The organism is Calothrix rhizosoleniae SC01, assembly GCF_900185595.1.
GTDB classification, from domain to species: domain Bacteria; phylum Cyanobacteriota; class Cyanobacteriia; order Cyanobacteriales; family Nostocaceae; genus Calothrix_A; species Calothrix_A rhizosoleniae.
On sequence record NZ_FYBH01000376.1, the window covers coordinates 1 to 19,520 of the forward strand.

The following is a 19,520-nucleotide window of genomic DNA, read 5'->3' on the forward strand; positions in this document are numbered from 1 at the left end:
CTATTTTGCAACAAGTCTAATCAAAATTTAGGAGGTTCCGTTGGTAAGAACGTGAGAATTCGATCAAGACCCTGCGATCGAGTTGGCAATGAATGAGATTTGGCTTAACAGCTATGAAAGTACTAGCGATCGCCTAAAAAGTTCCTAATTTCAGAAGAAGGGAAGTCATCGCACTTCTAATTGGTTAGAACATCCCATTCTCGTGTGCCATTTCAGCCGGAATCTCTTGAAGCACATCCCAATGCTCTACAATGCATCCGTCCTCTACTCTAAAGAGATCATAAATTGCATAAGGCTTTCTTTTCCAAGCCCCTTCACTTTGTGTCAGCACAAAATTTCCTTCACCAATCACTCGATGAATACGATCATTTGTTATTTCTGTCAGGGCATTTTTGAGTGCCTCAAGGCCATCTTTCACAACCGGGTTATGTTGGTCATAGCGTTCGTCTTTAAAGAAACTGGACATTTTGGAGACATCCCCTTCAATTAAAACTTCGGTAACGAAGAATTTAACCAGTGTCTTATTTTCTTGCGTTTTGTTCAGGTCAAAAATCTCGGTCATGCCATCGATTTGACTTCTACCGCTTGCTGTTTCTTTGTAGTGAGGGATGATAGAGTCCCAATGCTCAGAAACTTGTCCATCTTCCATACGCCAAATATCAAATGCAACAACTGTTTCAGCACCAAAAACTTGAGCATTGGTATATGTTGTGTGTGTGAGTATGAGATCACCATCTTCGATCATCCTGTGGGTGTTGTAATCAAAACCTGATTCTTTAAGGACGGGTAGCAATCCAATGATGGAATCCAGTCCTGTAGGAACATTTGGATTGTGCTGGATATAATCTTGTTTGTAATAGCGCCTCATGTCTTCTTCGCTGAAATCACGAAAAAGTGCATTCATGGCTTTGGTTAGTATGGCTTTATTCTCACTCATTTGTTCTTCCTTGTTGGATAAGTGGTTTTTTGCTCCATTTGAGTAATGATTGATGAGGGTTTATTCTGTACATATTATGAAAATAACAGCTAAATACAGTTTTGTACAGGTGTGAACATTAAAGATTGATTCTCTAGGAGATTCCTTTGGTAAGGCCATTAGCGTTTGATCGTGAAGCTGCGATTGAGTTGGCAATGAATGAGATTTGGCTTAACGGCTATGAAGGTACTTCCGTTAAGGCACTTTGTGAAAAGCTTAGGATTACAAGGTCTAGCTTTTACAACGCCTTTGGGAGCCGTGAAAAGCTCTTCCAGTTAGCGCTGGAACGGTATCTTGAACAGGTTCCTGAACGTGCCTTGGCAGCGATGAAGCCCGAAACTCCATTGAAACCCACACTTACCAGAGTTTTTCGAGAAATATGTAGAGTTCGAGCAAACGATCCAGAGGGGAGGGGATGTATGGCTGTGAACTCGATGAATGAGCTTCTCTCGGGCGACAGTGAACCAGGTACTGTTATTGCAGCCGTAGCAAATTCTGCCATTGATAGGCTTGAGGAGTTAGTTCAATGGGCTAAAGAACGCTCTGAATTACCTGATTCTACTGATGCACGCGGATTAGCATTAGCAATCCACAGTATTATGATTGGCATCAGTACACAGAGTAAGTTTATAAGTGATGAGAAGGAGCTGTGGAGGTCAGCCTCTATAAGCTTAAATGCTTTGGGTTTGTACTCTCCGACCAAAATGTAAACTTCTGACAAATCCCCTCACGGATACTTCAATTCATTAAATTTTTTATATCCACAGCATGAACAAAGCTTTGAAGAGGGAAAGAATCTGTCAACTTGAACCTAACCTCCGGTGTAGCGGGAGTCCTCTTGCTCTATCAAAATAGCGAACTGGGAATAATCAACAATATTCTATTTTTCATTGATTTTCAGATAGATAAAGCACCCTGGTAGGGGTTTAGCACTGCTAAATCCCTACATCAAACATATGGTGCAAATAGATGAAAACTGCTGTAATTATTTGATTGACAGTTAACAATCAACATTTAAACAGGATAATTTGTTTTTTGGAGTTCCTTAACTAAAGCAGCATCAAAGCCACTTCCTTAGCAAAATAGGTCAAAATCAAATCAGCACCAGCCCGTTTCATACTGGTTAATGTTTCCAAAATTACCTTCTTTTCATCAATCCAACCCTGCTGTGCGGCTGCTTTAATCATGGAATATTCCCCACTGACGTTGTAAGCAGCTACAGGTAGATTTGTGGCTAATTTTACCTGACAAATAATATCCAGATATGCTAAAGCAGGCTTAACCATAACAATATCTGCACCTTCAGCAATATCTAACTCTATCTCTTTCAAAGCCTCCTTGGCATTGGCTGCATCCATCTGATAAGTCTTCTTATCCCCAAATTTCGGTGCTGAATCCAAAGCATCCCGGAAGGGGCCATAATAACTAGAAGCATATTTTGCAGAGTATGCCAAAATCCCTACGTGAATGTACCCTGCTGCGTCTAGAGCGCGACGAATTGCCCCAATTCTACCATCCATCATATCAGAAGGTGCTACCATGTCTGCCCCTGCTTCTGCTTGGGAAACAGCCATTTTCACCAATACTTCTACGGTGGGATCGTTAAGAATTACCCCATTCTCATCAACAATACCATCATGACCGTGGGTACTAAAAGGGTCAAGAGCAACATCGGTAATCACAACTATGTCAGGAATAGCTGTTTTAATGGCTTTGACGGTTTTTTGGACTAAGCCATCAGGATTGTAACTTTCTGTCCCTACATCGTCCTTTTTAGCCTCTGGAATCACGGGGAAAAGTGCGATCGCATTAATCCCTAATTCATGAACTTGCTGTATCTCTTTCAGTAATAAGTCTAAAGTATAACGATAACATCCCGGCATGGAAGAGATTTCCATTTTTTGGTCTTCCCCTTCCATCACAAACATGGGATAGATTAAATCATCCACAGTTAAGGTGGTTTCTCGTACCATATTCCGTAAAGCTGTGGTACGGCGCAGACGACGGGGACGCTGAGTTAGGTTTTGGTTTGTAGTAGGGTTTTCTGATGACATGAGTGATAATGAGGAATGATTATCTAACAAATAATGAGGAATGATTATCTAACAAATAATGATAATTGTTTTTATGTCTTCTGCATCTAAATTTTTTTTAATACTGATGTTTTAAATATACTTAGGTTGTCAAAGATTATTTAATCGGATTGGTAAGAAAAAAATTATGTTTATTGACATAAAGTCTTCGTAAATGTGAATTCCACTTCCACAAGTTCATATTTCCCTGTCGTATAGTTTTAAACTCCAAATCCCTTGCTGACACCGTAACGCACAGTTTTAAACTCCACTTGATTGCTGTTGGGATTGTAGAGAGTATAAGTTGCTTCCCCTGGTGTTCTCCCCACATTTCCCACCCCTACAACTTGACGGGGGGTAACATTGATAGTTTGCTGAGGGTTTTGGTTATCCAGGGTAGTGAGGGTGGTGTTAATGGAACCAGTTTCTAAATGATACTGAAAAGTCAAACCAGAACGACCGCAAAATAAATTATTTGCTCCCATCCGCGCTACTCGGTCTAAAATTACCACAGGAGAGGTGTCTGGGTTTAACTCTTCATCTACAGAAACCGTTGTCCCATGAATTAACAAACAATCTAACTCAAAGAAACCCAAATCTAGAGTTCTGATCCAATTCACAGTATCCCGAGATACAGTATCCCATAGCGTTTTTACAGTCTCTCCCCCATATTTTTGTAATAAATCCGTCGGTTCTAGAGTCGCACTCCAGCCATGTAGAATCAAACATTGTTCTTCCCACCATCCCTTACAAATAAGCGGTGTAAGTTCTCCCGAACGGGGTTTAAGTAAACGAGACACCAATTTTTCTGATTCTGGTGTAGGTCCAATGGCATCACCAAGAACATATAATGCTTCTATGTAACGACTTTGACGTTTAATGTCAGCCATTACTGCTTCATAAGCTGTTAAGTTGCCTTCTATACCGCTTAAAATTGCCCACTTCATTTCTATTTTGGATTTTGGATTTTGGATTTTGGATTTTGGATTAGAAAATATTTCTTTTTTTAGATTATCAATAAAGAATATTTTAGAAATTGTAAATTTGCATTCAATTCTCCTTATCTAGTACAAACATGAGTCGGATCATCAGCACGTTCTGCAAATTCAATTCCTCGTGCTAAACGCCATGCAAAAATTGCGGGTAATCCTTTTTCTATAATTGCTGTACAAGTTTTTTGATAGTCGTAATTAACCTCACGCAATGTAACTGCTTGAGTATCAATATCATAAATTACATAGGTTGCATTTGGTCTGCCATGTCTTGGTTCACCTACAGAACCTGCATTAATAATTTGTTTAAATTGTGCAGTAAAAGTATTTGTCTTTGATAACTTATCCTGATTTATTTTCACTTGTAAGTGACTACCATCAAAATTACGCACATAAGGAACATGGGTATGTCCACAAAATAGTACGTCTGCTCCCGATGTAATTACCCTTTCTAGAGCAACAAAAGCATTAATTTCTGGTAATAAATATTCATGATTGCTATGGGGACTTCCATGAACAAAACCCAAGTTACCCTCTTTTAAAGAATAGGGTAACTGTGCTAAGAATTGACGATTTTCTGGTTTAATTTCCTTATTTGTCCATTCGTGAGCAACTAAACCCCGTTTCTCTGCTAATAAGGAAGGATAACTACAATCACAAGCATTCAAACCTTCGACAATATCTTCGTCCCAACAACCAGAACAGGTGGGAATATCTAAAGCACGAATTTTTTCCACCACTTCATTGGGATAGGGACCATATCCTACCAAATCACCCAAGCAAAAGATTTTTTCGGCTTTTTGTGTTTCTATATCTAATAAAACTGCATCCAAAGCATCAATATTACCGTGAATACAAGACATAACCGCGATTTTCATAATTCCATTCCTTGTGATAATATTTCTTTTACTTGTTGTTGATATTGCAAAATTAATGTATCTGACAAACAACAATCAGATAAAGTCTGTTTGAGAATCGTTTCATCTAAATTTTTCCCTACTACCTCAATCCCACTAAAACGCTGTGGTCTACCTGATAAATGACGGGGTAAATTTAATTCTAAGAACTCTGTTGGAGGTATACCCGCAACAAAATCACAGTAAATACTTCTACCATCATTAACATCAAAAACTGCCTTGGCACGACTGACATCACCATAAGCACCATGAATTGTTTCGTACCAAAATTCCTCTAAGCTGTCTTCATCTACAACTTGCCCCTCTGTAATAACTCGCCATAATTTCGCTGATAAATCAGTTTTAATTGGAATTCCGGGAATAATTTCATCCGCCCAAGGGTGATATTCAGAGTCTTTTATCTGAGTAGGTAAAACAGCTACTTTACGGTGGGAAAAGTATTCTAATAATCCTGATAAACTCCCTAATTCTAAATAAAAACCTAGCTCAATATAAACTAATTTTGCTGATGGTATTTGCTGGGTAAACTCAACTTCTTCCCCATCGCGAAAAACCTGTATTTGGGGAAATTCAGCACTAATTATGGTTTGATCTATGGGGACATTTCCAGTACCAGGACTGAAATAAATAATGTTTTCATCACCAGCAGATGCCACATCTTGTATCTGTTGACGAATCCAAGCGGTTTTCCCAGAACCCGCAAAACCAGCAACGAGGGTAATCTCAGGTATATTCATACAATAATGATAATCGTTATTGTGATAATTCAACCAGAATACCTGGAATTTACGCTTATTTAACCTCCTTTCCCTTGTCACGTCATGATTTGGTCTAAAAATTGCATCAATTCGTAGATGGATTGATATTTTGATACAGTATTTCTATAAGTGATTTGCCAAAAACTTGGCGCGATCGCAATGAAATTATTACAGTAACCCTATGGGGGATCTAAGCATTTAACATTCGTAACTAGTAATTTGGGTTACTACCGCAAAAATAAGGCAAACTTTTTTGAGGCGAGTGTAACCAGCTATGTTATGTCTTCTAGTATTGAAGGTTGGGATGATTTCTAACAGGTGGTAAATATTTAGATTTTTTAACACGTACCGCATCTACTTTCAAATCTAAATCTTGTTTTGATACCTCTTGATAAAGAAAAATAACAGCATAAAGTGCTTGTTTCTGCGTTGATGCAGCAACATTTTCATTGACAGCAAGATGTGTTAAAAATTCTTCTTCATTATACATTCTTAGAAATCTTGTATATTTTTTAAGATCCTAAAAGATTTTCTCTTAACTTGCCAAACTTTGCTTGTTACTTCCGCGTTTCTGAGTAATTATAGATTCTGGCAACATTGATGGAAAATTTATCCATTCAACCCGAAGAGGAAGAATTACTATGTCCAATCCAAAGTTAAATGGAATCGTTCAAAGTGCCCCCAATAAGTCATTAGGATTTGATGCGAGCACTCCAATTTCATCCCATATTGCTCAAGCATTTTATAATCAAGGGTATAGGTTTTGCATTCGATATATCTTCATAGGATCTAAATATTCAGATCTAAGCTACGAAGAAGCCAGTGGAATCCTAGAAGGAGGATTCGCTTTAATGCCAGCACAGCACGTTCCCGAACCTGAGTGGCTCCCTACTGCTGATCTTGGCAAAAATCATGGAGAAAACACTGCTGTAAGTACTGATAAAGTAGGGTTCCCACCCAAAGTAAACGTGTGGTGTAGTCTAGAAGAAATAAGTTCTTCTGCAAAAGCTCCAGATGTCATTGACTATTGCAATGCCTGGTACGATGCAGTAGCTGCTTGGGGATATATTCCTGGACTTTATGTTCCGGAAAATTCAATTCTGAATGGGGAGCAATTAAGCAATGATCTTAAGTTTCAACATTTTTGGCAATCAGAAGGCAATGTCCCTAACGTATACAGAGGTTATCAAATGGTTCGATCTTATGTTATTGAGCCTGTTAACGGTATCGGAATTGATAAGTTGATTACCTATATTGATGACGAGGGTGGGCAACCACAATGGTTAATAAAACGTTAATAAACCCAATATTTGCCTAAGGTTTTTTAGACTGATCAAGTGCGATCAAGGCGATTAGTTAAGTCAGGTTAATGTATAAAACCTAACAGATGCAAGCCTTTACGTGGCTAATATAACTTGCAGTGCAGCGGACGCGAAGGCGAAGGGATAGGCTTTTCCCCATAGATGGTCTCGCACCGCTGACCTTGGTCGTTATCCTGCTTGGTAAAGATTGTATAGTTAAAATATTATGGAGAATAAATCGGTTCTGCCAGTAACCGAAGTATCCTTGCCAGAGTTCATTTCCCATTTGCATTAGAAATTAATCCTGTACGTAGTCTTGTCCTGTCACCAATGCCAATTCTGCTCGCATAAACTCACGTCCCAAGTAAGCCGCATGATCGAATCGGCTGACTGGACAAGGTTTTGTTGACTCAAACAACAGATCAAACCTGCTCCCCGATCTAAATAGATGATAAAGTAACCTGCCGGATCGAGTTCTAAAAATCGCTTAGATAATTTATCGTCAATTGCGGCGATCGCTTCTACAATATGACTACATCGACTTGCGTAAATCCGATTTTTCTTAACTTTGAGTTAAACTATGGGACTAAACGTTAAAGGAAAATCCAACCGCCATTGTTTACCTTTGTAAAACAGTATTTGATAAACCTGTAGACTACCGTCTCTAAAGGAAGCTTCGGAAGATTGTAAGTAGAGATACCACATACGAAAGAATCGTTCATCATAGGTTGCCCCCAATGATGCTATTTTGGCTCGATTTGTGGTAAAGTTAGCAGCCCAATGTTTTATGGTTTCCGCGTAGTGAGGCTTAAGATTTTCGCAATGGGCAACCGATAGTTTTGCAGCCCAAAGTTCTTGTGTCAATTCGTGAAGTTGTGGGATATAACCACCAGGGAAAATATATTTAGCAGTCCAAGCACCAATTCGTTCATTACCTTGAGTCCCAATTGTGTGCAGCATACCCACCCCATTCGGAGTTAAAAATTCTGAAGCTTTCTGCATAAAAGTGGCAAAACTCCCTTTACCCACATGCTCAAACATCCCAATACTCACAAACTTATCATATTGCCCTTGTATCTCTCGGTAATCTGCAATTACGATTTTTATTTTGTCGCTCAGACCTTTTTGTTCAATCCTTTCTTTCGCTAATGCGGCTTGTTCTACACTTAAGGTTATACCCGTACCAGAAATACCATAGTGTTCGGCAGCGTAGATCAACATTCCACCCCATCCACAACCAATATCAATCAGGGATTCTCCCGGTTGCAGTGCCAGTTTTTTACAAATTAATTCATACTTCTGAAGCTGCATCTGCTCAATTGAATCGGTTTCTCGAATTCGATAACCACAGGAATAGGTCATTGTCGGGTCGAGAAAATGCTGATAAAAATCGTTTCCTAAGTCGTAGTGATGCTGTACGTTTTTGCGACTATTTTGAATTCGGGTGGGGACTGTTCGCAGACGCTGAGTTATGACGTTCAGTAGCAGGGGAATTGTTATTCGCCTACGAGCTTTGCTATATACATTACTGCGGAAAAATAAGCAAAGGAGTTCAACAAGATTATTATTTTCTTCATCCCACCAACCATCCATGTAAGCTTCACCAAATCCAAGTGCACCAAATGCCAAAACACGGTCGTAGGTATGGGGATTATGAATGCATAGCCGTAGGGCTGGTGATAAATCTTCCCTACCAAAATGGAAAACCACACCTGCTGGATTAATAACTGTCAGATTTCCCTCTTGGATAAAGCTAAAAAGTTGGTAGAGATAGCGTTCTCCATTAGGTAAAGAAGAAATGCGAACGCTCCAATTCTGGCTTGATGGGGTAATGATTTCTCTATGTTGTTGATTTGGCTCTTGGATTTTAGTCATATAATTTCAGCAAGTTACCGTAGATTATTTTTGTTGTATAGTCTTGACATTGGTTGCCAAACCGAGGAATTGCAGTAATCTAATGGTTATCCAAGTCACATCAATTTCCCACCATTGCAACCCATGACGGGCTGAATATTGAAAGGCATGATGATTATTATGCCAACCTTCCCCAAAAGTCAGCAGAGCCACCCACCAACAGTTAGTAGAGCAGTCTTTTGAATCATGAGTACGATAGCCGACCATGTGGCAAGCACTATTGACGAACATAGTAGAATGAAGCCCTACAAATAAGCGAACAAAGATTCCCCAAATGACGAAAGACCAACCACCTAACAAATATAATATCGCCCCTAAGACCACCTGTAACTCAATGTAATATCTGTGACAAAAACGATAGAATGGGTCATCAGCAATGTCCTTAGTAAACCGGGGAAGTTCGGTTTTGCTGGGAACCGAATGCATTAACCAGTTGATGTGACTCCACCAAAAGCCTTGGTTGGAGTTGTGAGGATCTTTTTCTTGATCAGAATACAAATGATGCAGTCTGTGATACCCTACCCAGCCAAGTACTCCTCCTTGAAGAGCTAAGGTACCGCACAAAATCAGAAAATACTCTACCCATTTGGGAGTTTGTAAGCTTCGATGGGTAGCCAAACGATGAAAACCCAAAGAAATTCCCAGACCAATGGTTATCCAATGTAAAAACACTGCTACCCCTACAGCAGCCCAACTAAAGGTGTGGGGTAGAAATACTAACAATACTGCAAGATGAAGTATAGAAGTAAAAATAATCACCTTTGGTCTAGGAGAAACTGAATTCAATTGAGATAAATTGCTAGTCATAATTTTTTCAGCCCTACACCGGCTTGAATTTAGGTGATTTTTGAGAAAAACTCGACCCTAGTTGATGCCATCAACAGCTACTATCAACAACGAGCACAAATGTTGTTGACCGTGGAAACCGTCCAGCATCCCCCCATGAGCTACTTGATTCTCATACCAACAGGTAATATTTAGTGTGGCGTTGCGGAATCAGGGGATGATTTCACCAAATTTTCAGGGATTTTTCAATGGTTTCAAACGCTAATTCATCCCGCACTTATGCAACACCGTTTTGTTTCAATAACTGAGTAGATTGCGGTTGAGATTCTGTCCACTCTTTACAAATCTGTTCGTAACATTGGGGTGGGGTGAGGGGTAAATTTTTCAAATATAAGAAAGTGGCTTGGTGAAATAATTCCAGTAATAACACGGCTTTTGTTGCAGGATTATAGGTATTTACAGCTTCCAAGATGTGAGCATTCATAAAGTGATGACGTAAAATTAAAGTATCAAGAGCCACTAACCAGGCATTCAAGAACGAGGCTAAACGAGAACGAGGTACAAAATAGGTTTTGAAGGTTTTTCCAGCAATGCCGATCACAGGAGAGTTAGTACTGCAAATGATCGCACCGCGTTCGCCGAAAATCTTTGAAGTTCCAAAGTTAAAATAATTACCTGAATAATTCACAAAGTAATTACTAATCAAAATTTAATATTAATTACTTATTTCGTGAAAAGCCGCTATTTGTAGCGTTTTTATGTGCGGTGCTTTCACAATATCAGACCTAGCGATCGCCATGTAATAAACCATCCGTGCCTCGCAGATGTACAAAATTTACAAGTCAACTTCGGCGGGCATTCTGACTCACAAGGCAAACCTTGATTACAGTTGCGGGACAGCGCCGGATTTACACCGGACTTTCCCCCTTACCTCCAATGGCTGATACCCATTAGAACCGAGATTCCATTGAATATTAACACAACTGTGATTTGCTTGCGTAAAAATCAATGGTCGATCTATACTGGCATTCGTTATTAATCGGGGCAAGTTTAATTCTTTACCAAAGCTTGCTCTGGATTTTTATTGGACAATTCTTTTAACAATTTTTCAATCTGAAAAATTGTTAGGATTACCAGCTTTTGGTGACATAACGTTGACAATTTTTTACATTGCTAAATCTAGTTAAGAATTATTTTCTATTCTGGCAACTATTTTCTCCAATCGATTAACTTATCCAGTATGCAAGCTCCATCCACACTTTTTGAAGACTCCACAAAGGATATCTATGTTGTTCGCCGTAATGGTTCGACAACACCGTTAGAAGTTAATAAAATTCGCACAGTAGTTAATTGGGCTTGTTGCGGACTTTGCTGCAATTCCATTGCCTTGGAAGCACATCTGACAACTCGATTGCGCCCCGGTATTAGCACAAGAGAAATTCAAGATAATTTAATTAGCTGTGCTTTGGATTTGTGCAGCCCTGAAGAACCTGATTGGCGATATGTCGCAGGGCGATTACATATTTGGAGTTTGTGGAAAGATACTCAAGTAGCCCGAGGTTATAAGTACGGTTACTATGCTCAAACTGTACATGACAAAATTCAAAAAGGAGAATATGATCGCCGTATCTTAATCTACACTCCAGAAGAATTAGAAATTGCCAATACTTGGATTAATCCTGACTGGGATGCCGACTATGATTATGCCGGCGCAGTATTACTGACGAAACGATATCTCCTGGCGAATGAATTACCCCAGGAAGCATTTTTAACTTGTGCGCTCTTGACAGCATCCGTAGAAACACCAGAAAATCGCTTAACTTGGGCAAGAAAGTTTTATGAAGCGATCGCCCGTCGTCAAATATCCTTAGCAACGCCGATTTTAGCGAACTTACGGATTCCCAATGGTTCCCTTGCTAGTTGTTTCATTACAGCAATGGACGACAATTTAGAAAGCATTTTTGGCAGTATTCATGATGCAGCCCGGATTTCCAAAAATGGCGGTGGTGTGGGTGTGAATTTGTCTCGGATTCGGGCTACTGGTAGTTGGGTGATGGGAAAGAAGAATGCCTCCGGTGGTGTCGTTCCCTGGATTAAGCTATTGAACGATACTGCGATCGCAGTCAATCAGGGTTGAAAAAGTTAGCCCCTTCTGTTAGTAATAACAGTTGAAAAACTCCCTTAATTGCTGGAAAATCTTATGTAAATCAATCAGAATAGAAAAAGCGCACTACATAAGACAATCAGCAGCCAAGCTAATAGATATAGGTAAAAAATGGACTCTTTGGGAAATTCAGTTTCTCAGCGAAAACTATCAAGTCAGGGAAAAATTGGAGTCATTTTTATCACATCTATTTAGAAGGTTCAACGACTATCTCACAGGAGAGTACACTGTAAGCGATTGACAGTGGAAATGGGGAGAATCCTAGATATAGGATTAAGATATAGTCTGATCTATCTGGTGACAGATAGCAGTTCTTAGAGAACGGGATCAGGTTAGCGACCTGATCTGAACATGAATGGGACGACGCGCTGGTGCTGTCACCGTTAGTCTAGATGTTTGGCATTTAGACATAAGTGAATTTTTGGAAATGCAAACTGAGAATGGAGACGCGCGACGCAAAGCTTATGATGTGTTCCCGCAACTAGTTGTCAGTGATGAATTCATGCGGCGAGTAGCAGCAGATACAGAATGGACGTTGGTAGATCCCTATGAGGTGCGAACTTGTTTAGGGATTGAACTAGCTTCAACTTGGGGTGAAGAATTTGAGAGTGCTTATCATCAAATTGAAGCCAGTTTAGATGATTCGATTACGCTTTACAAACGAGTAAATGCGCGTCTTTTATTTAAACAGGTGATGCGAACCCAATTAGAAACCGGAATGCCTTACCTATGGTTTAAAGATACTGCAAACCGAGCTAATCCCAATCAGCATGAAGGTTATATTCCTGGTGGAAATTTGTGTGTTGCACCTGAAACTTATGTTCTTACCGATCGCGGGCAGTTTCCGATCGCAGAACTAAAAGATCAATTCGTTAACATTTGGAATGGTTCGGAATGGTCAAATGTTTGTATTCGCAAAACTGGAGAAAATCAACCATTGCTTAAAGTGCATTTTAGTAACGGAGAAATCCTGGAATGCACTTATTATCACCATTTTTGGATAAAAGACAACTACAAATCTCAACCTCGTCGTGTTGAAGCTAAAAATCTCCAAATTGGTGACAAGCTTATTAAATATCGCTTACCCATCATTCAGTGCGAGAGTGATATTGAATTTCCTTATGCTTACACGGCAGGCTTTTTTTGCGGCGATGGTAGTCATTCCGGAGAAGGTCTTCCCGAAATCGACCTTTATGGTGTAAAAAAAACATTGTTACCACACCTTGCAATTCGTAATCGTCGCTGGGGTAGTTCTTGGGGGTCAAAAGAATTAGAGACTCTAGCCGTTTGTCACGATGAAAAACAAGACCGCATTGTTTGTAAACTTCCTCTGGATATACCGCAAAAATTTACCGTTCCTCTCAACGGCTATACGATTAAATCACGGCTAGATTGGCTTGCGGGACTGCTTGATGCAGATGGCTGTGTGTTTCGCAATGGGTGTAATGAAGCATTGTCAATCACTTCTGTCCATAAAAACTTTTTACTTGATATCCGTTTGATGTTACAAACTCTAGGTATTGACTCAAAAGTATCGCGGCACTTTGATGAAGGTTATCAGTCAATGCCCGATGGAAAAGGAGGTAAAAAGGATTATTTATGCCAAGCAGCTTACCGCTTAATTATTTCATCAGTCGGGCTATTTCAACTTGGGCAACTTGGATTAAAAACCTACCGCCTACAATGGAAAACACGAAAACCTCAGCGAGAAGCAAGTCACTTCATTCGAGTTGAGGAAATTGAGCTAACCTGTCGTCGTGATGACACTTATTGTTTTAACGAACCCATAAAGCACTTAGGGATGTTTAATGGAATCTTGACGGGGCAATGCCAAGAATCTTGGTCAAATGTGAAACCGGGTGAAGAAAGCCATACTTGCAACTTGACTTCTATTAACCTGGCAAATTTAGAAGATGAGCAACGTTCAGAAATTTGTCACATTGCAGTACGTATATTAGATAATACCATTGAACTTACATCACCCCCATTTACTGCCAGTGCCACCCACAATGCCAAATATCGCACAATTGGGGTGGGCTGTATGGGATTAGCCGATTGGTTAGCAAAACGTCATCTCACTTATACCCGTCTTCAGGAAATCAGCGATTTATTTGAAGATATCGGTTACTATTGCACCGCAGCATCGATGGAATTAGCAAAAGAACGGGGTGCGTATCCTGCTTTTGCTGGTAGTGAATGGAGCAAGGGAAATTTAATCGGAGCCAAACCACCTACTTGGTTTAAGCAACACGCCACTCAATCAGAACGCTTTTTACAACTGAGTGAAGATATCAAGCAGCACGGGATTCGCAATTCACATATTACTGCGATCGCACCTAATACTTCTTCATCTTTAGTTCAAGGTTGTACAGCCAGCGTTCTGCCAGTTTATAGCAAATTCTTCTATGAAAAGTGGGCAAAAGGTTCAGTACCCATTGCACCACCTTACATTCGGGATCGTTTATGGTTCTATGCCGAAAATAAGACACTAGATCAGAAAAAAATCATCAAAGCGATCGCCACAATTCAACAATGGATTGATACTGGAATTTCCATGGAATTGCTCTTTAACCTGAACGCTGGAGTTTACTTTCCTGATGAACCTGAGCGATGTCTTAGCGCTGTTGATATTTTTGAAAACCTAATGCTGGCCTGGGAATTAGGTTGTAAAGCAATCTACTACATTCGCACTGTCCAAAAAGACAGTTTCAAAGAATCGAACGAGCAATGTGTTGCTTGTGCAAACTAACGAGGGAATAGCAATAACTAACGTCTGGTGTGAATTAAAAACTTCTCTTATTCCATAAGGGTTTTGAAACTCTCCCAAAACTGTGATTTTGAATTATCAAGGCAATTAAAATGGTTTCAGCAATTAATTCACACTAAGCGTAACTAATAACTGATAACTGATAACTGATAACTGAAAAATGTACCAACCAAGACAATCATTAATGCCAATTAATCCCGTTTTTAATCCATATGGGAATGATGATACAGCAAATCGTTTAATATGGTTCGGAGAGACTACGAACTTAATGCAATTAAATGATGTTCGCTATTCGTGGGCTGTGTCTCTCTACCGGCAAATGCGAGAGAATTTTTGGGTTCCCGAAAAAATAGACATTACTCAAGATGTAACAGATTACGTTAATCTCACACCTGGAGAACGACGTGCATTTGATGGCATCCTCAGTTATCTAACTTTTCTTGATTCGGTGCAAACCTGTAATGTGCCTCATATTAAAAGCAGCATTACTGCACCAGAAATTGCATTGTGTATGGCAGAACAAATTTCCCAAGAAGCAATGCATAATCAGTCCTATCAATACATTATTGAGACGGTGGTTCCGAGCGATCGCCGTACACAAGTTTATGATTTTTGGCGGAGCGATCGCATTCTCAAACAACGATGTGAATTCATCGCTGGACTATACCAAAAATATGTTGACAATCCCACACCAGAGAATTATTTCATATCACTGTTAGCTGATTATTTATTAGAAGGATTGTACTTCTATAACGGGTTTATATTTTTCTACAATCTCTCATCACGGATGCTCATGTCTGGGAGTGCCGATATCTTTAGAATGATTAACCGAGATGAACTTTCTCATGTGCGGCTATATCAAAAATTGATTCCAGAAGCGATGCAGATTTTCCCCCATAGTCGTGAACAAATTTATGAAATGTTTGCTCTTGCTGTTGAGCATGAATGCAAGTGGACAGGACATATTGTTGGAGATGATATTCTAGGCATTACAGCCAACAGTACAGAACATTACACAAAATATCTGGCGAATACTCGCTTAAAGGCGATCGGTTTAGAGCCATTGTTTGGGGAAGCTATCTACAAGAAAAGTCCTTATACTCACCTGGAGCGTTTTTCAGATACTAAGAAAGAAGCGAATACAAAAGCAAACTTTTTTGAGGCGAGTGTAACCAGCTATGTTATGTCTTCTAGTATTGAAGGTTGGGATGATTTCTAACAGGGGTTAATCAAGGGGACTACGAACATCTTTACCACCACGGTTAAGAACATGGGTATAAATCATTGTCGTTTTTACATCCTTGTGTCCCAATAATTCCTGTACCGTGCGGATGTCATAACCGTTTTGCAGTAAATGAGTAGCAAAACTGTGGTGAAAGGTATGACAACCCACCTTTTTTTGAATACCAGCTTGACGAATTGCTTGTTTTAACGCTTTTTGTAAACTACTCATTCAAGATTATGACAGTTCAATGGATATCTCTACTGGTTACGATCACTCTAGCATTTACTGGATATATCCTCACGTATCTCAACAACTTAAGGCTTGCTCGTCGTAAAGATCGCCTTACATTGATAAGCAAGCAACTAAACGATTTCTATGGTCCTTTATTTATTGCTTCTGAAGCAGGTGCAATAGCCTTCCAGTCGATTCAGAAGAAGATTGGTTTACCTAGCAGAGAAGTCCCTCAAGTAGACAGCAAAATATATGTTGAGTGGCGACTTTGGATGGAAAATGTTTTCATGCCAATAAATATTTTTCGCGAGGAGTTAATTCTTAATCATGCCCATCTTATCCGAGAAGAAGAAACACCTGTTTGTCTCTTGAGATTTGTTGCTCATGTCTCTGCTTATAAAGTCGTATTAAAAAAGTGGTCAGAGGACGATTACTCTGAGCATTTCTCGGTAATTGACTTCCCGTCTGAAATATTGAATTACGCAAAGGTTTCCTACCGCGAACTTAAGGAGGAGCAAATAAAATTAATTGGCAAATCAAAAGTTAATCAGACAAGCAAGAGAAAATTAAATTTTTAGCGGATGATCGGTTTTTATTGAGTCGATCAGTCGTGAACACCTTAGAAAATGCATTACAAATTGAAATATTTGGGATGCTCCCGCTAATTAATCGACCATCAATCATAATTGTTTTTGTTCCGATTTCCGAGTGGATTGCGGTTGAAATTCTGTCCACTCTTTGCAAACCTGTTCGTAACATTGAGGTGGGGTGAGGGGTAAGTTTTTCAAGTAGAAGAAAGTGGCTTGGTGAAAGGATTCCAGTAATAAAACGGCTTCAGTTGTAGGATTATAGGTATCCACCACTTCCAAGATGTGAGCATTCATAAAGTGATGGCGTAGAATTACAGTTTCGGGAGCAGCTAACCAGGCATTCAAGAATGGGGCTAAACGAGAACGGGGTACAAAATGGGTTTTGAACGTTTCTCCTGTAATTCCGATCGCAGGAGAGTTAGTACTGCAAACAATTGCACCGCGTTCGCCGCTTAAATACCCAACCCAAGCGTTATAACCGATCGCCAATGAATTTGTAGCAATAAAGTCTTGCTGCCAGTCTAGAGTATTAGGGGCTTCACTCATAAGTCCCTCCTTTGGGTAGTTAGATCGGGCTGGAATTCTAGCCAACGTTGCTGCACCTGTTTATAACATTCAGCAGGGGAAATTCCTAGGTTTTGCAGCAGGTTGATATCTACTGTACCGTTACCAACGATCACAATCACCATTGCTTGGGTGGGATCATAGTTAGCGATCGCTTTTTGCAGTACGGTTAGGGCATCTTTCTCCAGTTCCAGTGTTTGCAGATAGGAAGTGACCTGCCCTTGAGGAACGAATGCCCGATTGAAGGTTACGGTGTCAACACTCCAATCAATGAAGGGAGGGATTGCATCCACGACATCGCAAACCACCATCCCCTTTCCTACATTCATATAGCCATTCCAGGCAGTATATCCAATGGTCAAAATATTCTGTTGAATAAATCGGTTCTGCCAGTAACCGAAGTATCCTTGCCAGAGTTCATTTCCTATTCGCATTAGACATTAATCCTGTACGTAATCTTGTCCTGTCACCAATGCCAATTCTGCTCGCGTAAACTCACGTCCCAAGTAAGCCGCATGATCGAATCGGCTGACTGGACAAGGTTTTGTTGACTCAAACAGTTGAATGCCAATTTCTTTAGCTGTTCTGCCTGTAAACAGAGTAGTTGCTTGTCGTTCCACTTTAATAGTTGCAGGGATGGGCTTTCCTGTTTCTGGATCGACAGCTAGTCCTTGCTCATTAACTTCATTGGTAAAATGTTTCGCACAGATCAAGCCTGCTCCCCGATCTAAATAAATGATAAAGTAACCTGCCGGATCGAGTTCTAAAAATCGCTTAGATAATTTATCGTCAATTGCGGCGATCGCTTCTACTGCTGATATCATTATTTTTCCACTCCAAAAAAGTACCGCTTCAAAATACGGAGAATACACAGGATACATGATGTAAATTACGACAATTTTCTGCCGCAATTAAATTTTCAAATCCTTAATTACACAACTCCATCTCAGCATTTTTATTCTCTGAAGGAATAGGAACTGCTGGAATTCTCGCTAAAATCCCTTTTTTAGCGGTTGGGGACGTTCAGCCCAAGGTAAGGAACCTTCTGGGTGCAAGTAATACTTACCTGCACAATCAAATACACCCTCAACCTCTGCGGGAGTTAAATCAGAGGAAATATCGCCAAAAAGATACGTAGTTTTACTAGATGAAGCGAAGGAAATTACACAGTAGCGATTGCAAGCACTCATGCATTCGACTGGTTGAATAGTAAATTCTTGGTTTAATTCCCAATTAGGGTAATCTGCTTGCAAGCGTTTAAGTAGCTTTTCACCACCACTTTCACCGACACGCTTACCATTTTCCCATTTGCTTGCACAAGTCGTACAAACAAATATTGTATGTGCCTTCATCTATACCTCGTAGATTTAGCGATGTTTTTGTTGATTTGTCGGCGGGCATTCTGACTTACAAGGTTACGATTTTTCCTTGATTACAGTTGCGGGACAGCGCCGGATTCGCACCGGACTTTCCCCGTTACCTCTAGTGGCTGCTCCCCACTAGAACCGAAGATAAATACTATAATAACACCAACATGGTTTGCTTTATCAAGTAAACTTAACTGATATGTGGCGTAAGGAACCTTGCTTTTTCTAGCCCCATAATTTGACATTCATTTGCAGATTTTTCCCATATTTATTACTAATTAATTAGTTCCAACAGATAATCTTCAAGCACCTAGCTCGCCCAGAATCGAGCCGGATAGCTATTTATTATACTGCCATTTTTATATAAGACTAATTTATAATATCAATTTGAAAAAAGAATGCGAAACATGGGTAGGGGTTTAGCATTGCTCATTGGTGTCAACTTAACGTAAAACCCTTATCCCGTAAGGAAATTAATTTCCTTGCTAATAAACAAGTTCATCTCACACTTCGGCTTATCTTGACTCCTTTCGGCTTCGCTAAAGACAAGTCTCTCAGTGTACAAAGATGACTAGATAAATGGGTTTTCTCCAACCCAAGGTAGGGTATGTTGTCGCGGAGCGCAACGCACTATTATACAAGAATTTCGATGCATTAGACTAGCGTCATAATGCTCCAGTAGAGTGCATCTTGCTCCGTTGACATATAGCTTCAAAAAAAATATTTTCCCAATAACAGGACTTACGCAATTGTCACAATCGTGGGTTGCTGCGTGATGTTATAAGTCCTATTACTAAATTCAAATATTTTTGCGTGTCACGCACCCCATGCAAAAAAATATGTCAGCTGCGTAAGTTATAAATAAATTAAGAATGTCGAAACAGTTACCTATAGAT

Annotated in this window: 20 protein-coding genes, 2 pseudogenes and 2 riboswitches; of the genes and pseudogenes, 7 read left to right on the forward strand and 15 right to left on the reverse strand. The window is 39.8% G+C overall.

All coding sequences use genetic code 11. From position 1 onward, the window contains the following. Positions 1–184 precede the first annotated feature (184 nt). Entirely contained in the window at positions 185–937 is a 753-nt protein-coding gene (locus CALSC_RS22840; protein WP_088243542.1) for a nuclear transport factor 2 family protein, read from the reverse strand. Between the two features lie 146 nt (positions 938–1,083). On the opposite strand from CALSC_RS22840, the gene CALSC_RS22845 reads away from it, so the two are divergent. After that, entirely contained in the window at positions 1,084–1,686 is a 603-nt protein-coding gene (locus CALSC_RS22845; RefSeq protein ID WP_088243543.1) for a TetR/AcrR family transcriptional regulator, read from the forward strand. A 339-nt stretch (positions 1,687–2,025) separates the two neighbouring features. Here CALSC_RS22845 and hemB read toward each other — a convergent pair whose 3' ends face one another. The 5 genes from hemB to CALSC_RS22870 all read right to left on the reverse strand — a co-directional run bounded on the left by hemB (position 2,026) and on the right by CALSC_RS22870 (position 6,205). Next, complete coding sequence (gene hemB, locus CALSC_RS22850; protein ID WP_088243544.1) at positions 2,026–3,030, reverse strand: porphobilinogen synthase; 1,005 nt, start codon at positions 3,028–3,030, stop codon at positions 2,026–2,028. A 239-nt stretch (positions 3,031–3,269) separates the two neighbouring features. Further along, complete coding sequence (locus CALSC_RS27110) at positions 3,270–3,995, reverse strand: metallophosphatase (protein ID WP_088243545.1); 726 nt, start codon at positions 3,993–3,995, stop codon at positions 3,270–3,272. Between the two features lie 113 nt (positions 3,996–4,108). Beyond that, the gene (locus tag CALSC_RS22860; protein ID WP_088243546.1) at positions 4,109–4,918 is read right to left on the reverse strand and encodes a metallophosphoesterase family protein; all 810 of its coding nucleotides are present in this window, start codon (positions 4,916–4,918) and stop codon (positions 4,109–4,111) included. After that, entirely contained in the window at positions 4,915–5,694 is a 780-nt protein-coding gene (locus CALSC_RS22865) for a GTPase, G3E family protein (protein WP_088243547.1), read from the reverse strand. Before CALSC_RS22865 ends, CALSC_RS22860 begins: the two co-directional genes overlap by 4 nt. A gap of 307 nt (positions 5,695–6,001) precedes the next feature. Then, positions 6,002–6,205 carry a phage integrase N-terminal SAM-like domain-containing protein gene (locus CALSC_RS22870; RefSeq protein ID WP_088243548.1) on the reverse strand — a complete coding sequence of 68 codons (204 nt, stop codon included), beginning with the start codon at positions 6,203–6,205 and terminating at the stop codon, positions 6,002–6,004. Positions 6,206–6,356: 151 nt separating this feature from the next. Between CALSC_RS22870 and CALSC_RS22875 the strand changes: the two genes are divergently transcribed. Further along, positions 6,357–7,013: a glycoside hydrolase domain-containing protein gene (locus tag CALSC_RS22875; RefSeq protein ID WP_088243549.1), complete on the forward strand. Its 657-nt coding sequence runs from the start codon at positions 6,357–6,359 to the stop codon at positions 7,011–7,013. Positions 7,014–7,314: 301 nt separating this feature from the next. Here the strand turns inward: CALSC_RS22875 and CALSC_RS22880 are convergent. The 3 genes and pseudogenes from CALSC_RS22880 to CALSC_RS22890 form a co-directional block, all read right to left on the reverse strand. Further along, positions 7,315–7,544: pseudogene (locus CALSC_RS22880) on the reverse strand (DUF4346 domain-containing protein). Positions 7,545–7,589: 45 nt separating this feature from the next. Beyond that, a complete protein-coding gene (locus CALSC_RS22885) occupies positions 7,590–8,891 on the reverse strand; it encodes a class I SAM-dependent methyltransferase (protein ID WP_088243550.1) in 1,302 nt (433 codons plus the stop codon). Positions 8,892–8,915: 24 nt separating this feature from the next. Continuing rightward, positions 8,916–9,737 carry an acyl-CoA desaturase gene (locus CALSC_RS22890; RefSeq protein ID WP_088243551.1) on the reverse strand — a complete coding sequence of 274 codons (822 nt, stop codon included), beginning with the start codon at positions 9,735–9,737 and terminating at the stop codon, positions 8,916–8,918. 33 nt (positions 9,738–9,770) lie between these two features. Here CALSC_RS22890 and CALSC_RS26740 point away from each other — a divergent pair, with 33 nt between their 5' ends. Next, a complete protein-coding gene (locus CALSC_RS26740) occupies positions 9,771–9,911 on the forward strand; it encodes a hypothetical protein (protein ID WP_159460678.1) in 141 nt (46 codons plus the stop codon). A gap of 82 nt (positions 9,912–9,993) precedes the next feature. Here the strand turns inward: CALSC_RS26740 and CALSC_RS22895 are convergent, their stop codons facing one another. Then, entirely contained in the window at positions 9,994–10,404 is a 411-nt protein-coding gene (locus tag CALSC_RS22895; protein WP_200817724.1) for a hypothetical protein, read from the reverse strand. 145 nt (positions 10,405–10,549) lie between these two features. Beyond that, a riboswitch (cobalamin riboswitch) is annotated at positions 10,550–10,692 on the reverse strand. Between the two features lie 264 nt (positions 10,693–10,956). Here CALSC_RS22895 and CALSC_RS22900 point away from each other — a divergent pair. The 3 genes from CALSC_RS22900 (at position 10,957) to CALSC_RS22910 (ending at position 15,866) form a co-directional block, all read left to right on the forward strand. Further along, positions 10,957–11,853, forward strand: a complete 897-nt coding sequence (locus CALSC_RS22900; RefSeq protein WP_088243552.1) for a ribonucleotide reductase N-terminal alpha domain-containing protein — start codon at positions 10,957–10,959, stop codon at positions 11,851–11,853. 382 nt (positions 11,854–12,235) lie between these two features. Then, positions 12,236–14,629, forward strand: a complete 2,394-nt coding sequence (locus CALSC_RS22905; RefSeq protein WP_088243553.1) for an LAGLIDADG family homing endonuclease — start codon at positions 12,236–12,238, stop codon at positions 14,627–14,629. 202 nt (positions 14,630–14,831) lie between these two features. Further along, on the forward strand, positions 14,832–15,866 hold the full coding sequence (locus CALSC_RS22910; RefSeq protein ID WP_235006904.1) for a ribonucleotide-diphosphate reductase subunit beta: 1,035 nt from the start codon (positions 14,832–14,834) through the stop codon (positions 15,864–15,866). Between the two features lie 6 nt (positions 15,867–15,872). Here the strand turns inward: CALSC_RS22910 and CALSC_RS22915 are convergent, their stop codons facing one another. Beyond that, positions 15,873–16,100: a tyrosine-type recombinase/integrase gene (locus tag CALSC_RS22915; protein ID WP_088243555.1), complete on the reverse strand. Its 228-nt coding sequence runs from the start codon at positions 16,098–16,100 to the stop codon at positions 15,873–15,875. A gap of 8 nt (positions 16,101–16,108) precedes the next feature. Between CALSC_RS22915 and CALSC_RS22920 the strand changes: the two genes are divergently transcribed. After that, complete coding sequence (locus CALSC_RS22920; RefSeq protein WP_088243556.1) at positions 16,109–16,681, forward strand: hypothetical protein; 573 nt, start codon at positions 16,109–16,111, stop codon at positions 16,679–16,681. Positions 16,682–16,783: 102 nt separating this feature from the next. Here the strand turns inward: CALSC_RS22920 and CALSC_RS22925 are convergent, their stop codons facing one another. The 4 genes and pseudogenes from CALSC_RS22925 to CALSC_RS22940 form a co-directional block, all read right to left on the reverse strand. Continuing rightward, on the reverse strand, positions 16,784–17,239 hold the full coding sequence (locus tag CALSC_RS22925; protein WP_088243557.1) for a hypothetical protein: 456 nt from the start codon (positions 17,237–17,239) through the stop codon (positions 16,784–16,786). Continuing rightward, positions 17,236–17,691, reverse strand: a complete 456-nt coding sequence (locus CALSC_RS22930) for a hypothetical protein (protein WP_088243558.1) — start codon at positions 17,689–17,691, stop codon at positions 17,236–17,238. Before CALSC_RS22930 ends, CALSC_RS22925 begins: the two co-directional genes overlap by 4 nt. Before the next feature lie 6 nt (positions 17,692–17,697). Next, positions 17,698–18,081 carry a DUF4346 domain-containing protein gene (locus CALSC_RS22935; protein ID WP_088243559.1) on the reverse strand — a complete coding sequence of 128 codons (384 nt, stop codon included), beginning with the start codon at positions 18,079–18,081 and terminating at the stop codon, positions 17,698–17,700. A gap of 103 nt (positions 18,082–18,184) precedes the next feature. Beyond that, positions 18,185–18,609, reverse strand: a pseudogene (locus tag CALSC_RS22940) (DUF1636 domain-containing protein). A 23-nt stretch (positions 18,610–18,632) separates the two neighbouring features. After that, positions 18,633–18,782: riboswitch (cobalamin riboswitch) on the reverse strand. Positions 18,783–19,520 lie beyond the last annotated feature (738 nt).

Coding starts and splice junctions, on each gene's coding strand:
- CALSC_RS22840 (WP_088243542.1), bottom strand. CDS start 937: ATGAGTGAGAATAAAGCCATACTAACCAAAGCCATGAATGCACTTTTT.
- hemB (WP_088243544.1), bottom strand. CDS start 3,030: ATGTCATCAGAAAACCCTACTACAAACCAAAACCTAACTCAGCGTCCC.
- CALSC_RS27110 (WP_088243545.1), bottom strand. CDS start 3,995: ATGAAGTGGGCAATTTTAAGCGGTATAGAAGGCAACTTAACAGCTTAT.
- CALSC_RS22860 (WP_088243546.1), bottom strand. CDS start 4,918: ATGAAAATCGCGGTTATGTCTTGTATTCACGGTAATATTGATGCTTTG.
- CALSC_RS22865 (WP_088243547.1), bottom strand. CDS start 5,694: ATGAATATACCTGAGATTACCCTCGTTGCTGGTTTTGCGGGTTCTGGG.
- CALSC_RS22870 (WP_088243548.1), bottom strand. CDS start 6,205: ATGTATAATGAAGAAGAATTTTTAACACATCTTGCTGTCAATGAAAAT.
- CALSC_RS22875 (WP_088243549.1), top strand. CDS start 6,357: ATGTCCAATCCAAAGTTAAATGGAATCGTTCAAAGTGCCCCCAATAAG.
- CALSC_RS22885 (WP_088243550.1), bottom strand. CDS start 8,891: ATGACTAAAATCCAAGAGCCAAATCAACAACATAGAGAAATCATTACC.
- CALSC_RS22890 (WP_088243551.1), bottom strand. CDS start 9,737: ATGACTAGCAATTTATCTCAATTGAATTCAGTTTCTCCTAGACCAAAG.
- CALSC_RS22900 (WP_088243552.1), top strand. CDS start 10,957: ATGCAAGCTCCATCCACACTTTTTGAAGACTCCACAAAGGATATCTAT.
- CALSC_RS22905 (WP_088243553.1), top strand. CDS start 12,236: ATGGGACGACGCGCTGGTGCTGTCACCGTTAGTCTAGATGTTTGGCAT.
- CALSC_RS22910 (WP_235006904.1), top strand. CDS start 14,832: ATGCCAATTAATCCCGTTTTTAATCCATATGGGAATGATGATACAGCA.
- CALSC_RS22915 (WP_088243555.1), bottom strand. CDS start 16,100: ATGAGTAGTTTACAAAAAGCGTTAAAACAAGCAATTCGTCAAGCTGGT.
- CALSC_RS22920 (WP_088243556.1), top strand. CDS start 16,109: ATGACAGTTCAATGGATATCTCTACTGGTTACGATCACTCTAGCATTT.
- CALSC_RS22925 (WP_088243557.1), bottom strand. CDS start 17,239: ATGAGTGAAGCCCCTAATACTCTAGACTGGCAGCAAGACTTTATTGCT.
- CALSC_RS22930 (WP_088243558.1), bottom strand. CDS start 17,691: ATGCGAATAGGAAATGAACTCTGGCAAGGATACTTCGGTTACTGGCAG.
- CALSC_RS22935 (WP_088243559.1), bottom strand. CDS start 18,081: ATGATATCAGCAGTAGAAGCGATCGCCGCAATTGACGATAAATTATCT.